The organism is Buttiauxella sp. A111, from assembly GCF_014189855.1.
Lineage (GTDB): Bacteria > Pseudomonadota > Gammaproteobacteria > Enterobacterales > Enterobacteriaceae > Buttiauxella > Buttiauxella selenatireducens.
The window spans coordinates 38715-53132 of record NZ_BJFN01000010.1; the positions used below are offsets into that span (position 1 = coordinate 38715).

General features: G+C 51.9%; 15 protein-coding genes. 12 read left to right on the forward strand and 3 right to left on the reverse strand.

Annotation, left to right across the window (positions count from 1 at the left end; all coding sequences use genetic code 11):
* The first annotated feature begins 37 nt into the window (after window positions 1–37).
* From dapF to corA, 7 genes are all read left to right on the forward strand, one after another.
* Complete coding sequence (dapF, locus tag BSPA111_RS21130; protein ID WP_183273103.1) at window positions 38–862, forward strand: diaminopimelate epimerase; 825 nt, start codon at window positions 38–40, stop codon at window positions 860–862.
* On the forward strand, window positions 859–1563 hold the full coding sequence (locus BSPA111_RS21135) for a DUF484 domain-containing protein (protein WP_183273105.1): 705 nt from the start codon (window positions 859–861) through the stop codon (window positions 1561–1563). The genes dapF and BSPA111_RS21135 overlap by 4 nt, the downstream gene beginning before the upstream one ends.
* Window positions 1560–2465, forward strand: a complete 906-nt coding sequence (gene xerC, locus BSPA111_RS21140) for a tyrosine recombinase XerC (RefSeq protein ID WP_183273107.1) — start codon at window positions 1560–1562, stop codon at window positions 2463–2465. The genes BSPA111_RS21135 and xerC overlap by 4 nt, the downstream gene beginning before the upstream one ends.
* Window positions 2465–3181: a 5-amino-6-(5-phospho-D-ribitylamino)uracil phosphatase YigB gene (gene yigB / locus BSPA111_RS21145; RefSeq protein WP_183273108.1), complete on the forward strand. Its 717-nt coding sequence runs from the start codon at window positions 2465–2467 to the stop codon at window positions 3179–3181. Before xerC ends, yigB begins: the two co-directional genes overlap by 1 nt.
* Window positions 3182–3247: 66 nt before the next feature.
* Entirely contained in the window at window positions 3248–5410 is a 2163-nt protein-coding gene (gene uvrD / locus BSPA111_RS21150; RefSeq protein WP_183273109.1) for a DNA helicase II, read from the forward strand.
* Between the two features lie 147 nt (window positions 5411–5557).
* Window positions 5558–5614: a YsgD/CorL family protein gene (gene ysgD, locus BSPA111_RS22835; protein WP_367597360.1), complete on the forward strand. Its 57-nt coding sequence runs from the start codon at window positions 5558–5560 to the stop codon at window positions 5612–5614.
* A 163-nt stretch (window positions 5615–5777) separates the two neighbouring features.
* A complete protein-coding gene (gene corA / locus BSPA111_RS21155; RefSeq protein ID WP_183273110.1) occupies window positions 5778–6728 on the forward strand; it encodes a magnesium/cobalt transporter CorA in 951 nt (316 codons plus the stop codon).
* A 38-nt stretch (window positions 6729–6766) separates the two neighbouring features.
* On the opposite strand, the gene rarD is transcribed toward corA, so the two are convergent.
* Together rarD and BSPA111_RS21165 are read right to left on the reverse strand one after the other, a co-directional pair.
* Window positions 6767–7681 (reverse strand): EamA family transporter RarD, encoded by a 915-nt coding sequence (rarD, locus tag BSPA111_RS21160; RefSeq protein ID WP_183273111.1) that lies wholly within the window; start codon window positions 7679–7681, stop codon window positions 6767–6769.
* 51 nt (window positions 7682–7732) lie between these two features.
* Complete coding sequence (locus BSPA111_RS21165; protein WP_183273112.1) at window positions 7733–8203, reverse strand: thioesterase family protein; 471 nt, start codon at window positions 8201–8203, stop codon at window positions 7733–7735.
* A gap of 162 nt (window positions 8204–8365) precedes the next feature.
* Here BSPA111_RS21165 and pldA point away from each other — a divergent pair, with 162 nt between their 5' ends.
* From pldA to rhtC, 3 genes are all read left to right on the forward strand, one after another.
* Window positions 8366–9235, forward strand: coding sequence for a phospholipase A (gene pldA / locus BSPA111_RS21170; protein WP_183273113.1), 870 nt, complete (start codon window positions 8366–8368; stop codon window positions 9233–9235).
* Window positions 9236–9278: 43 nt separating this feature from the next.
* Entirely contained in the window at window positions 9279–11108 is a 1830-nt protein-coding gene (gene recQ, locus BSPA111_RS21175) for an ATP-dependent DNA helicase RecQ (RefSeq protein WP_183273114.1), read from the forward strand.
* A 67-nt stretch (window positions 11109–11175) separates the two neighbouring features.
* The gene (rhtC, locus tag BSPA111_RS21180) at window positions 11176–11796 is read left to right on the forward strand and encodes a threonine export protein RhtC (protein WP_183273115.1); all 621 of its coding nucleotides are present in this window, start codon (window positions 11176–11178) and stop codon (window positions 11794–11796) included.
* Window positions 11797–11811: 15 nt separating this feature from the next.
* On the opposite strand, the gene rhtB is transcribed toward rhtC, so the two are convergent.
* A complete protein-coding gene (gene rhtB, locus BSPA111_RS21185) occupies window positions 11812–12432 on the reverse strand; it encodes a homoserine/homoserine lactone efflux protein (protein WP_183273116.1) in 621 nt (206 codons plus the stop codon).
* Window positions 12433–12511: 79 nt separating this feature from the next.
* On the opposite strand from rhtB, the gene pldB reads away from it, so the two are divergent.
* Window positions 12512–13504, forward strand: a complete 993-nt coding sequence (gene pldB / locus BSPA111_RS21190) for a lysophospholipase L2 (RefSeq protein ID WP_183273117.1) — start codon at window positions 12512–12514, stop codon at window positions 13502–13504.
* A gap of 31 nt (window positions 13505–13535) precedes the next feature.
* On the forward strand, window positions 13536–14342 hold the full coding sequence (yigL, locus tag BSPA111_RS21195; protein WP_183273118.1) for a sugar/pyridoxal phosphate phosphatase YigL: 807 nt from the start codon (window positions 13536–13538) through the stop codon (window positions 14340–14342).
* Window positions 14343–14418 lie beyond the last annotated feature (76 nt).

Below are 14418 nucleotides of genomic sequence, written 5' to 3' on the forward strand. Positions count from 1 at the left end.
TAATTATCGATAAGTAGCCGCGTATATGGAGCAGAAGATGCAGTTTTCGAAGATGCATGGCCTTGGTAATGACTTTATGGTCGTCGACGCGGTGACTCAAAACGTCTATTTCTCCCCTGAGCTGATTCGCCGCCTGGCCGACAGACATCTGGGAGTGGGTTTCGATCAGTTGCTGGTGGTTGAGCCACCTTACGATCCTGACCTGGATTTCCATTACCGTATTTTCAACGCCGATGGCAGCGAAGTTTCTCAATGCGGCAATGGTGCGCGTTGTTTCGCGCGTTTTGTGCGCCTGAAAGGGCTGACTAACAAACGCGATATTCGCGTCAGCACTGCCAATGGTCGCATGGTCCTCAGCGTGACCGAAGATGAGCTGGTGTGCGTGAATATGGGTGAGCCGAATTTCGAGCCATCCGCCGTGCCGTTTCGCGCAAACAAAGCGGAAAAGACCTATATTATGCGTGCCGCCGAACAAACCATTATGTGTGGCGTTGTCTCGATGGGTAACCCGCATTGCGTTATTCAAGTCGATGATGTGACGACGGCTGCAGTGGAAACATTGGGGCCGGTGATGGAAAACCATGAGCGTTTCCCGGAGCGCGCGAATATCGGCTTTATGCAGGTCGTGACGAAAGAGCATATCCGCCTGCGTGTTTATGAGCGCGGCGCGGGGGAAACTCAAGCTTGTGGTAGTGGAGCTTGCGGCGCAGTTGCCGTGGGCATCTTGCAAGGAATACTTGCGGAACAGGTTCGCGTAGAGCTGCCTGGTGGCCGCCTTGATATCGCCTGGAAAGGGCCGGGAAATCCGCTATTTATGACCGGTCCGGCGGCCCATGTCTATGATGGATTTATACATCTATGAAGAACGCCGAGGAACAGCAAGAAGCCGTACTGGAACTGGATGACCGTGTTGTAGCGGAGTATCTACTACGTCATCCCGATTTCTTTATTCGTAACGCCCAGCATGTAGAACAGATGCAAGTACCGCATCCGGTGCGCGGTACTGTATCGTTGGTTGAGTGGCACATGGCGCGCAGCCGTAACCATATCAATTTTCTTGAAGAAAACATGACCTTGTTGATGGAACAAGCGAGTGCCAACGAAGGGCTTTTCTATCGCTTACTGAAATTGCAGGGTCGCCTGGCTTCTGCAACCAGCTTGCAGGAAATGCTCAACCGTCTGCACCGTTGGGCGCGTGAAATGGGTCTGGCTGGCGCGAATGTGCGTCTTTTTGCAGACCGTTGGCGGATTGGTGCTCCTTCTGATTTTACTCATTTGGCACTGAGTCGACAGGCTTTCGAGTCGCTTCGCATTCAACGTCTGGGCGACCGACAGCATTATCTCGGGTCGCTGAACGGCCCTGAGTTACTGGTTGTTTTGCCTCAGGCAAAAGCTATTGGTTCTGTGGCACTGTCGCTGTTAGGAAGTGATGCGGATTTAGGCGTGCTGGTGTTCAGTAGCCGCGATCCTCAGCATTATCAGGAAGGGCAAGGCACGCAATTACTGCACGAACTGGCGCTGATGCTGCCCGATCTTCTGGAGCGTTGGATCGAGCGAGTATGACCGTCTCCCCGCTGCAATCCTCTGTCGATGGCTTTCTGCGCTACCTGAAAGTAGAGCGCCAGCTAAGCCCGCTGACCTTGCTTAATTATGGTCGTCAGTTGGCTGCGATTATCGGCCTTGCCGCTGAGATGAAGTTGAACTCCTGGCAGCAGTGCGATGCAGCGGTGGTTCGTTCCCTGGCCGTTCGCAGCCGCAAGGCAGGTCTTGGGCCGTCAAGCCTGGCATTACGTCTCTCCGCGCTTCGCAGTTTCTTCGACTGGTGTGTCAGCCAGGGTGAACTTAAAGCCAATCCCGCAAAAGGTATAACGACGCCGAAAGCTGGCCGTCACCTGCCCAAAAATATCGATGTCGATGACGTTAACCGTCTACTGGATATCGACATTAACGATCCGCTTGCGGTACGCGACCGTGCAATGCTGGAAGTCATGTACGGAGCAGGGCTGCGTCTTTCTGAACTGGTTAATATGGATTGTCGTCATATTGACCTGACGACGGGCGAAGTTTGGGTGATGGGGAAAGGCAGCAAAGAGCGTCGGGTTCCGGTGGGGAAATCTGCCGTTATCTGGGTTGAGCACTGGCTGGATTTGCGTGAGCTTTTTGGTCCGGATGACGATGCGCTGTTTCTCTCAAAACAAGGGAAGCGTATTTCAACGCGCAACGTCCAGAAACGTTTTAGCGAGTGGGGGATAAAACAGGGGCTGAACAGCCATGTACATCCACACAAACTGCGTCACTCGTTTGCCACGCATATGCTGGAATCCAGCGGTGATTTGCGCGGCGTGCAGGAGTTATTAGGCCACGCCAATCTTTCCACGACGCAAATCTATACCCATCTCGACTTCCAACACTTAGCCTCAGTGTATGATGCTGCCCATCCACGCGCTAAACGAGGGAAATCGTAATGCATTTTTACCGCCCATTAGGGACTATTGCCGCGCTCACTTTTGATCTCGACGATACGCTGTACGACAACCGTGCGGTGATTGAGCGTACCGAGCGGGAATCAATGAGCTTCGTGCAGAATTACCATCCGAAGCTAAACCATCTTCAACGTCCCGATTTTTTGCGTATTCGACATGCGCTGCGCCTCGCAGAGCCAGATATTTATCACGATGTCACCGAATGGCGTCGCCGTGCGGTAGAACACGCGATGTTAAACGCGGGTCTCTCGGCAGAGGAAGCCTCCGCAGGCGCACAGGCATCGATGGAGAACTTTGCCCACTGGCGTAGTCAAATCGACGTGCCGCAAGAAACTCACGACACGCTGGCTGCGCTTGCTAAAAAGTGGCCGCTGGTGGCGATTACCAACGGTAACGCCGAGCCCCATCTTTTTGGCCTCGATCAGTACTTTAAGTTTGTCTTGCGAGCGGGTCCTCATGGGCGTTCCAAGCCCTTCAACGACATGTATCATTTGGCAGCAGAAAAGCTGAATGTGCCGCTCGGCCATATCCTGCATGTTGGCGATGACCTGACGACGGATGTCGCAGGGGCGATTCGCAGCGGGTTACAGGCGTGCTGGATAAACCTGCGCGATGGCGACTTGATGCAGATTGATGACAGCCGTTTATTGCCACATCTGGAAATTTCGCAGTTGGCATCCCTCACCGCGCTGATATAATCATCAACAACTCTGTATAAAATTCCAGGGGTGGCTGACCGCCACTTCTCTTACGTGGCGGTGCCAATGGACGTTTCTTACCTGCTCGACAGCCTCAATGACAAACAGCGCGAAGCCGTCGCAGCCACGCGTAGCAATATGCTGGTGCTGGCTGGAGCGGGCAGTGGTAAGACACGCGTATTGGTTCACCGCATTGCCTGGTTGATTAGCGTCGAAAATTGCTCGCCATATTCCATTATGGCCGTGACGTTCACCAACAAAGCAGCAGCAGAAATGCGCCACCGTATTGGTCAGTTGATGGGAACCAGTCAGGGCGGGATGTGGGTCGGTACTTTCCACGGCCTTGCACATCGTTTACTGCGCGCGCATCACATGGACGCGAATTTACCGCAGGATTTCCAAATCCTCGACAGCGAAGATCAACTCCGTTTGTTAAAGCGTCTGATCAAAGCCATGAATCTTGATGATAAACAGTGGCCCGCCCGCCAGGCGATGTGGTTTATCAACGGTAAGAAAGACGAAGGTTTACGTCCGCACCACATAGAAAGCTATGGCAATCCGGTAGAGCAAACCTGGCAAAAAATTTATCAGGCCTATCAGGAAGCGTGTGACCGCGCGGGCTTGCTGGATTTCGCCGAGTTGCTGCTGCGTGCTCATGAGCTTTGGCTGAACAAACCGCACATCCTCAATCACTATCGCGAACGCTTCACCAACATTCTGGTGGACGAATTCCAGGATACCAACAGCATCCAGTACGCGTGGATTCGTATGCTGGCAGGTGACACCGGCAAAGTGATGATCGTTGGCGATGATGACCAGTCCATCTATGGCTGGCGCGGTGCGCAGGTCGAGAACATCCAGCGCTTCCTGACGGATTTCCCGGGCGCACAAACCATTCGCCTTGAGCAAAACTACCGTTCCACCAATAACATCCTGAATGCCGCCAACGCCTTGATTGCGAATAACTCAGGCCGTCTGGGTAAAGAGCTGTGGACTGATGGCAGCGACGGGGAACCTATTTCACTTTACTGTGCTTTTAACGAACTGGACGAAGCCCGTTTCGTGGTTAATCGCATCAAGACATGGCAGGAAAATGGCGGTGCACTCGAGCAATGCGCGATTCTTTATCGCAGCAACGCCCAGTCTCGTGTACTGGAAGAAGCGTTATTGCAGGTCAGCATGCCGTACCGTATTTACGGTGGGATGCGCTTCTTCGAACGCCAGGAAATCAAAGATGCGCTCTCTTATCTGCGCCTGATCGCCAACCGTAACGACGATGCCGCATTTGAACGTGTGGTAAACACGCCAACGCGTGGCATTGGCGATCGCACGCTGGACGTTGTTCGCCAGACTTCCCGCGACAAGCAACTGACAATGTGGCAAGCCTGCCGTATGCTGCTTCAGGAAAAAGTGCTGGCGGGGCGTGCGGCTTCTGCGCTGCAACGCTTTATGGAGCTTATCGACGCGCTGGCCCATGAAACCATTGATATGCCGCTGCACGTACAAACTGACCGTGTAATCAAAGATTCCGGTCTGATGATGATGTATGAGCAAGAAAAGGGTGAGAAAGGCCAGACACGTATCGAAAACTTAGAAGAACTGGTCACAGCAACACGCCAGTTCAGCTACCAGGATGAAGACGAAGACCTGATGCCTCTGCAGGCTTTTCTGTCACACGCGGCTCTAGAAGCCGGTGAAGGGCAAGCGGATACCTGGCAAGACGCGGTGCAATTGATGACATTGCACTCGGCGAAAGGTCTGGAGTTCCCGCAAGTCTTTATCGTTGGCATGGAAGAGGGCATGTTCCCGAGCCAGATGTCACTGGATGAAGGTGGACGCCTGGAAGAAGAGCGCCGCCTGGCTTACGTCGGCGTGACGCGTGCGATGCAAAAACTCACGTTAACCTATGCCGAAACGCGCCGTTTGTATGGCAAAGAAGTGTATCACCGGCCGTCACGCTTTATCGGCGAGTTGCCGGAAAACTGCGTGGAAGAAGTGCGCCTGCGTGCAAGCATCAGCCGCCCGGTCAGCCATAAACGCATGGGAACGCCAATCTCCGAAAATGATTCTGGCTTTAGCCTTGGGCAGCGTGTGCGCCATGCGAAGTTTGGTGAAGGCACCATCGTCAATCTGGAAGGCAGTGGTGAACACAGTCGGGTTCAGGTGGCATTCCCTGGTCAGGGAATTAAGTGGTTGGTGGCAGCTTATGCGCGCCTGGAAACCGTGTAAGTCATAGAAAAACACATCGTTTTTTACACAGTTGCTACCCTATAAATATCACGGGAATTAATTAGTCCATGGTATCCCGTTGCGTGTTGACGCCATATTTGTGGTGGCGTAACATGCGCGCACGATTACGCTAAGAGGACACTCGCCTTGGACACACCCAGTAAATACTGGCTCAATAACCTGTCATCCAGGTACAACTTCTAAGGCTATCCTCTTATGCTGATAGCCTTAGTGGTTGTCGGCGACCTCATATCTCGTATATCCCGTCGCAATGAGTCAGACTTTTTAATGGTCTGAAACCTATATCGTTTCTGTCTGTGTGCCAACCGAACTGTCCCTGTTATTTTTTGCATTGGGAGTACCGGTCATGCTGAGCGCATTTCAACTGGAAAACAATCGTCTGTGCCGTCTCGAATTAGACGAGGCCGACAACCTGAGCAATTCCGTCTGGGTTGATTTGGTCGAGCCTGAAGAGAACGAGCGGCAGCGCGTGCAAACGGAACTTGGTCAAAGCCTGGCAACACGCCCGGAACTGGAAGACATCGAAGCATCCGCGCGTTTCTTTGAAGACGAAGACGGCTTGCACATCCACTCATTTTTCTTTTTTGAAGATGCAGACGATCATGCAGGCAACAGCACCGTGGCATTCACCATTCGTGAAGGCCGCCTGTTTACGCTTCGTGAACGTGAATTACCTGCATTTCGCCTTTACCGTATGCGCGCTCGTAGTAACGCGATGGTGGACGGCAACGCTTATGAATTACTGCTCGACCTGTTTGAAACCAAAATCGAACAGCTGGCAGATGAAATCGAAAATATTTATAGCGACCTCGAGAAACTCAGCCGCGTGATCATGGAAGGGCATCAAGGCGATGAGTACGACGCTGCACTTTCAACACTTGCTGAACTGGAAGATATCGGCTGGAAAGTGCGTTTGTGTCTGATGGATACCCAACGCGCACTCAACTTCCTGGTGCGTAAAGCGCGTTTGCCGAGTGGGCAACTGGAGCAGGCGCGTGAAATCCTGCGAGATATCGAATCCCTGCTGCCACACAACGAATCCCTGTTCCAGAAAGTTAACTTCCTGATGCAGGCGGCGATGGGCTTTATCAACATCGAGCAGAACCGCATCATCAAGATCTTCTCGGTGGTATCGGTCGTGTTCCTGCCGCCAACGCTTGTGGCGTCCAGCTACGGGATGAACTTCGAGTTTATGCCAGAGTTGAAACTGAGCTTCGGTTATCCTGCGGCGATTATCGTGATGATCCTTGCGGGGCTTGCACCGTATCTCTACTTCAAGCGGAAGAACTGGTTGTGAGATGAAAATGGAAAGGGAGCCGAATGGCTCCCTTTTTACTATTTATCAGCCGCGCTGCGTGCTGCAATTCGCGAATTCCGTTGTGTATAAACCGCATCAAGAATAAACAACGCCAGTGCTGCCCAGATAAATCCGAAGGTCAGCATCTTATCTTTGCCGACCACTTCACCGTAGAACGTCACGGCCAGCAGGAACATAAGGGTAGGGCCAAGGTACTGGAAGAAACCCAGTGTCGAAAGACGCAAGCGCGTTGCCGCTGCGGTGAAACACAGTAGCGGAATCGTTGTGACCACACCTGCCGCGATCAGCAGCAAATTCAGAGACATGGGATTTTGCCCCATATGGCTGGTTGAGCTGTCTGCGATACCAAACAAATAGATAGCGGCAATCGGCAATAGCCACAGCGTCTCCACCAACATTCCCGTTTGCGCATCGACGGCGATTTTCTTACGCACCAGCCCGTAAAACGCAAAGCTGAACGCGAGGCCAAGAGCGATAATCGGTAGCGAGCCGAATGTCCAAAGCTGAACCAGAACGCCACAGGCTGCGAGTGCCACGGCGATCCACTGCATTCTGCGGAACCGTTCACCAAGGAAGATCATCCCCAGCACGACGTTAACCAACGGGTTAATGAAGTAGCCGAGACTCGCTTCCAGCATGTGATTGTTATTCACCGCCCAAATGAACAGCAACCAGTTCCCACCGATCAGCACCGCAGACAGCGCCATCGCAAAAACCTTCTTACGGTTTTGACAGGATTTTTTCACCTGTGGCCACTGGCGGCTCAAGCTAATCAACACCACCATAAAAAAGAACGACCAAATCACGCGATGCGTCAGGATTTCATCTGCTGGGACGTAGTGAATTAATTTGAAATAAGCAGGCGCAATGCCCCAAATAAAATACGCCGCCAGCGCAAGTAACACGCCCTGGCGGGTTTGTTTCGCATCCATGAAAGGAACTCGTTGATGAATAGTAAGCAAATAGTAACAGGAATTACCTTTTCACCCCACCATGTAGGTGGCGGTTGCGCTGGCGATATGCACCAGTTCTTCGTTGTGTAATTCCACGCGCGCAACCGCCACTTTATTCCCGGCACGCAACAGGCTGCTACTGGCGGTAAATCGTTGCCCACGGCCCGGACGCAGGTAGTCGACACGTAAATCGATAGTGCCCATTTTTGACAGACGCTGACGCAGTTCTTCTTCGCTAATACTGTCGTGGCGGGTCAGCGTACTGCCGACACAAACCAGGCCTGCTGCGACATCCAAAGAAGAAGCAATGACGCCACCATGCAAAATACTTTGCGCCCAGTTCCCCACCATCATCGGCTGGTTATTAAAGCTCAGTTCAGCGTAGTTTTTTTCATACCGGATAAGTTCCAGACCCAGCGCGCGGTTGAATGGCATGTGATAAACAAAAATCTCACCGACCAGTTGCAGGGCGGCCTCAGGGCTCAGAAATGGGGTAGACATGGATCTTCCTCGATCTCGTTATGTTAATTAATTGTTTATTTTATGCTTCCAAATCGTTGATTTCCACTTTAAGAAAGGTAGACAGAGCTTGAACATGCATATCTATGTAAAATGTGTCGGAGAAAATAATTTGAAACCTTTTTGTTCAGGAGAATATTGCCAATGCGCAAGTTTCTGGGATGGTTAGTGGCGGCGAGCCTGCTACCGCTGACTGCTTACGCACAGGAAGCAACGATTAAAAGAGTGCACGATACGCCTGCTGTACGCGGCAGCATCATCGCCAATATGCTTCTGGAACACGATAATCCATTTACACTTTATCCGTATGAAACCAACTATTTAATTTATACGGTGACAGACGACCTCAATAAAGAAGCGATCAAAACCTACAACTGGTCTGAAAATGCCAAGAAAGATGAAGTGAAATTCCAGCTTAGCCTCGCGTTTCCAATCTGGCGTGGCATTTTTGGATCAAACTCGGTGCTGGGCGCGTCCTACACACAGAAATCCTGGTGGCAGCTATCAAACAGTGAAGAGTCTGCACCTTTCCGTGAAACCAACTACGAACCGCAAGTTTTCCTCGGTTTTGCGACCGATGAATCCTTCGCGGGTTGGACATTACGTGATGTCGAATTTGGTTATAATCACGATTCCAATGGCCGTTCAGACCCGACGTCCCGCAGCTGGAACCGTTTATACACGCGTTTGATGGCTGAAAATGGCAACTGGATGGTGGAAGTGAAGCCGTGGTATGTCATTGGCAGCACCGACGATAACCCTGATATCACCAAATATATGGGCTACTACCAGCTGCGAGTCGGCTACCAGTTTGGTGATGCAATTCTGAGCATGAAAGGCCAGTACAATTGGAATACCGGTTACGGCGGCGCAGAATTAGGCTTTAGTTATCCGGTCACTAAACACGTCCGCCTATATAGCCAACTGTACAGTGGCTATGGCGAATCATTAATTGATTACAACTTTAACCAGACACGCTTTGGTGTCGGCGTTATGCTTAACGATCTTTTCTAAACGATTTGTTTTAAAAACTGGCGGTATTTGTGGTGGGGAAAGCGTGACACAGGCGGAAGTCATTAATCAGGCAGTGCTGGCCAGGCAGGTTTTGCAAGATACCTTTGGCTACCAACAGTTCCGCCCGGGCCAGGAAACCATCATCGAAACGGTGCTGGAAGGGCGTGATTGCCTGGTTGTTATGCCGACTGGTGGTGGCAAATCACTGTGTTATCAAATCCCGGCACTGGTGTTCGGCGGGCTAACCGTCGTGGTTTCGCCGCTGATTTCTTTGATGAAAGACCAGGTTGATCAACTGCTGGCAAACGGCGTTGCGGCGGCCTGTCTTAACTCAACGCAAACTCGCGAGCAGCAGCAAGAAGTGCTTACGGGGTGTCGCACCGGGCAAATTCGCCTGCTGTATATCGCCCCCGAACGATTGATGATGGATAACTTCATTGATCAACTCAGCCAATGGCATCTCTCGATGGTGGCGGTCGACGAAGCGCATTGTATTTCGCAATGGGGTCACGATTTCCGACCAGAATATGCCGCGCTGGGCCAGTTGCGTGAGCGCCTGCCCACGGTGCCATTTATTGCCCTCACCGCCACTGCTGACGACACCACTCGTGCTGATATTGTTCGCCTTTTAGGCCTGCACGATCCGTTTATTGAAATCAGCAGTTTTGACAGACCGAATATTCGCTACATGCTGATGGAGAAGTTTAAACCTCTCGATCAGCTGATGCGCTACGTGCAAGAACAGAAAGGAAAATCCGGCATTATCTATTGTGGCAGCCGCGCCAAGGTTGAAGACACCGCCGCACGTTTGCAAAGCAAAGGGATCAGCGCCGGTGCTTATCACGCTGGGCTTGAACACCAGGTTCGTGCTGAAGTGCAGGAAAAATTCCAGCGAGACGATCTGCAAATCGTGGTCGCTACGGTGGCGTTCGGTATGGGTATCAATAAGCCCAACGTCCGTTTTGTCGCCCACTTCGACATCCCACGTAATATCGAATCCTACTATCAGGAAACCGGGCGCGCGGGGCGTGACGGCCTGCCTGCGGAAGCGATGCTATTTTACGATCCGGCCGATATGGCCTGGTTGCGTAAATGCCTGGAAGAAAAACCGGTCGGGCAATTGCAGGACATTGAACGCCATAAACTCAATGCGATGGGGGCGTTTGCTGAAGCGCAAACCTGTCGCCGCCTGGTATTGCTGAATTACTTTGGCGAAGGTCGCCAGCAATCTTGTGGCAACTGCGATATTTGTCTCGATCCGCCGCGTCGTTACGACGGGCTGGTGGATGCGCAAAAAGCGCTGTCTTGTATTTATCGCGTCAATCAGCGCTTTGGTATGGGCTATGTGGTGGAAGTGCTGCGTGGCGCTAACAATCAACGTATCCGCGACTTGCAGCACGACAAGCTGCCGGTCTACGGAATTGGCCGTGACCAGACACACGAACATTGGGTCAGCGTTATCCGCCAACTCATTCACCTGGGCGTGGTGACACAAAACATCGCCCAGCACTCCGCATTGCAGCTCACCGAAGCGGCTCGCCCGTTCTTACGTGGCGAAGAACCTTTAATGCTTGCCGTGCCGCGTATCGTCGCGGTCAAATCCCGCAGCAGCAGCCAGAAAGCATTCGGCGGTAACTATGACCGCAAGCTGTTCGCCAAGTTACGCAAACTGCGCAAAGCCATTGCCGATGAAGAAAACATTCCACCGTATGTGGTGTTTAACGACGCGACATTAATCGAAATGTCCGAACAGATGCCGATTACCCCAGGCGAAATGCTGGGCGTGAATGGTGTTGGAACGCGTAAGCTGGAACGTTTTGGTCGTGAGTTCATGGCACTGATTCGCAGCCATGTTGATGGTGAAGATGAGTAGTAGCCAGCCTTGCCCGAACGTGGCAGGATGGTTGCTCACTGAATAATTATCCTGCGAGTTAACTCCTATGTTGATGCTCTTCCTCACGGTGGCATTAGTGCATATCGTTGCGCTGATGAGCCCCGGTCCCGATTTTTTCTTTGTTTCCCAGACCGCAGTCAGCCGCTCTCGTAAAGAAGCGATGATGGGTGTATTGGGAATTACCATGGGTGTCATGATCTGGGCAGGCGTAGCGCTGCTGGGTTTGCATCTGATTCTGGAAAAAATGGCGTGGTTGCACAACATCATTATGGTTGGAGGTGGTTTGTATCTTTGCTGGATGGGCTACCAGATGCTGCGTGGCGCATTGAAGAAAGAGAAGCCTTCCGAGCAAGCACCGAATGTTGAACTGGCTCGTAGCGGGCGCAGTTTTGTAAAAGGTTTACTCACTAACCTGGCAAACCCAAAAGCGATTATCTACTTCGGCAGCGTGTTCTCACTGTTTGTCGGCGATGATGTAGGTAGTGCAGAACGTTGGGGCCTGTTTGTTTTGATTTCACTGGAAACACTGGCCTGGTTCACCGTGGTTGCCAGCTTATTTGCACTGCCGAAAATGCGCCGGGGTTACCAGCGCCTTGCTAAATGGATTGATGGGTTCGCAGGTGCATTGTTTGCCGGATTCGGTATTCACCTGATCATCTCCCGCTAATCCTTTCCTCTGATGTTATGCCTGGCGTGCTCCGGCTAAAAGCGCGCCAACCAGCATAAACAGTGAACCAAACACGCGGTTCAGCGCTTTCATCTGACGTGGCCCTTTAATCCAGCCCGCAATCCGTGTTGCCAGCGTCGCGTAGCCTATCATCACAATAATATCGACCACGACGGTAGTCACGCCGAGTATTAAATACTGTGCCGCTTGCGGCTGATGGGGGGCGATAAATTGTGGGAAAAGTGCCGCGAGAAAGACAATGCTCTTGGGATTGGTGAGATTCACAAAAACCGCACGCTTAAACAGGCGGCTACGTGGTTGGCTGGCCGCTATCGTATTTAAATCTATCGCCCCAGCGGCACGCCATTGCTGAATCCCCAACCAGACAAGGTAAGCGGCTCCCGCCCATTTCAATATTTCAAAAGCCAGCAGCGAATGCGAAAAAATTGCCCCCAGGCCAATGCCAACCAGCACGATATGAATCGCAAGACCGGTTTGTAGCCCTGCAATAGACGCAGCCGCACCGCGATATCCGTGGCTGATGGCGGTCGTCATGGTATTAATCGCCCCGGAACCGGGTGAAAGACTCAGAATTATTGTGGTTACGAGATAGGTAAACCACCACTCAACGCTCATGTGAAATTCCCTGATCGAACACTTTTATGCCACAATACGCTATTGTTGATGAGCGTGCTACGAATCACAAAAAAGCGAAATGACTCAGCATAAAAATGGATGGTTATCCAGGGAAAATGCCTTTGCGGCTTTCACCACGGGTTCACTGATGGACTTCTGGCGTAAGCGCGAAGAGTGTGAATTTTCAGGCGTCGACGAAGTGCCGGTACGCTACGTACGGTTTCGCTCGCAGGATCATGACCGGGTGATTGTTGTTTGTCCTGGGCGTATCGAAAGCTATGTCAAATATGCTGAATTGGCGTACGACTTATTTCTGTGTGGATTCGACATTTTAATCATCGACCATCGTGGACAAGGGCGTTCTGGACGCATGCTATCGGATTCGCATCGCGGGCATGTGGCGAAGTTTAGCGACTATGTCGACGATTTTGATCGCTTTTATCAGCATGAAGTCGCGAATGGTCCGTGGAGAAAACGCTACGCGTTAGCGCATTCCATGGGCGGGGCGATTATCACGCTGTGGCTGGAAAAGAACTCACAATGCTTTGATGCCGTTGCGCTGTGCGCACCCATGTTTGGCATCGCCTTACGCTGGCCGGACTGGATGGTTCGTCATATTCTTGATTGGGCGGAAGGTCATCAACGTTTTCGTGAGGGATATGCAATCGGAACAGGCCGCTGGCGCGCATTACCATTTAGCGTTAATGTCCTGACCCATAGCCGTGAACGTTACCGCCGAAACCTACGTTTTTATGCTGACGAGCCAGCATTGCGGGTCGGTGGGCCAACGAATCACTGGGTACGAGAAGGGATACTCGCAGGAGAACAGGTTTTAGCAGGAGCCACTGCGATTACCACGCCGATTTTTATCCTGCAGGCAGAAGAGGAGCGCGTCGTTGATAATCGCGCGCATGACCGATTCTGTGAACTTCGAGCCACGGCGGGCAACCCTTGTGAGGGGGAAAAACCTTACGTCATAAACGGTGCATATCATGAGATCCTGTTCGAAAAGGACGATATACGGACCGAAGCGCTGAATGCCATTATCACGTTTTTTGATAGGCATAATTAATCTGAATTCAACACCTGAGGTTTCAAATCCTATGTACCATGTCGTTGCGTCTGACTTAGATGGCACGTTGTTGTCCCCCGATCACCTGCTCACCCCGTACGCCAAAGAAACGCTGAAATTGCTCACCGCTGAAGGGGTACATTTCGTCTTTGCTACGGGTCGTCACCATATCGATGTGGGGCAAATCCGCGATAACCTCGAAATCAAAGCCTACATGATCACCTCCAACGGTGCGCGCGTGCATGATACTGACGGCAACCTGGTATTCAGCCACGATCTTGATCAGGACATCGCCCGTGATCTGTTTGGTGTCGTGCATACCCATCAAGATATCGTGACCAACGTCTACCGTGGTGACGAATGGTTCATGAACCGTCATCGCCCTGAAGAGATGAAATATTTTAAAGAGGCCGTGTTTAATTACAGTCTGTTTGAGCCAGGTTTGCTGGACGCCGATGGTATCAGCAAAGTGTTCTTCACCTGTGATTCGCACGAAAAATTGCTGCCGCTTGAGCAAGCGTTGATTGCCCGTTGGGGTGACCGAGTCAATGTAAGCTTCTCGACACTCACTTGTCTGGAAGTGATGGCGGGCGGGGTATCCAAAGGTCACGCGCTGGAAGCGGTATCCAAAGCAATGGGTTACAGCCTGAAAGAGTGCATCGCTTTTGGTGATGGCATGAACGACGCAGAAATGCTCAGCATGGCGGGTAAAGGCTGCATCATGGGCAATGCCCACCAGCGCCTGAAAGACTTGTTGCCAGAGCTGGAAGTGATTGGCACCAACGCCGATAACGCCGTTCCGCATTACCTGCGTAAGATGTTCCTCGGTAAAGATTAATTCGCCGACATTGAGTGGCGATTTAATCGCCACTCGTCAACCAAATACCTAAGCCTCTGCCAACACCCTTCGCTAC

Coding starts and splice junctions, on each gene's coding strand:
- dapF (WP_183273103.1), top strand. CDS start 38: ATGCAGTTTTCGAAGATGCATGGCCTTGGTAATGACTTTATGGTCGTC.
- BSPA111_RS21135 (WP_183273105.1), top strand. CDS start 859: ATGAAGAACGCCGAGGAACAGCAAGAAGCCGTACTGGAACTGGATGAC.
- xerC (WP_183273107.1), top strand. CDS start 1,560: ATGACCGTCTCCCCGCTGCAATCCTCTGTCGATGGCTTTCTGCGCTAC.
- yigB (WP_183273108.1), top strand. CDS start 2,465: ATGCATTTTTACCGCCCATTAGGGACTATTGCCGCGCTCACTTTTGAT.
- uvrD (WP_183273109.1), top strand. CDS start 3,248: ATGGACGTTTCTTACCTGCTCGACAGCCTCAATGACAAACAGCGCGAA.
- corA (WP_183273110.1), top strand. CDS start 5,778: ATGCTGAGCGCATTTCAACTGGAAAACAATCGTCTGTGCCGTCTCGAA.
- rarD (WP_183273111.1), bottom strand. CDS start 7,681: ATGGATGCGAAACAAACCCGCCAGGGCGTGTTACTTGCGCTGGCGGCG.
- BSPA111_RS21165 (WP_183273112.1), bottom strand. CDS start 8,203: ATGTCTACCCCATTTCTGAGCCCTGAGGCCGCCCTGCAACTGGTCGGT.
- pldA (WP_183273113.1), top strand. CDS start 8,366: ATGCGCAAGTTTCTGGGATGGTTAGTGGCGGCGAGCCTGCTACCGCTG.
- rhtC (WP_183273115.1), top strand. CDS start 11,176: ATGTTGATGCTCTTCCTCACGGTGGCATTAGTGCATATCGTTGCGCTG.
- rhtB (WP_183273116.1), bottom strand. CDS start 12,432: ATGAGCGTTGAGTGGTGGTTTACCTATCTCGTAACCACAATAATTCTG.
- pldB (WP_183273117.1), top strand. CDS start 12,512: ATGACTCAGCATAAAAATGGATGGTTATCCAGGGAAAATGCCTTTGCG.
- yigL (WP_183273118.1), top strand. CDS start 13,536: ATGTACCATGTCGTTGCGTCTGACTTAGATGGCACGTTGTTGTCCCCC.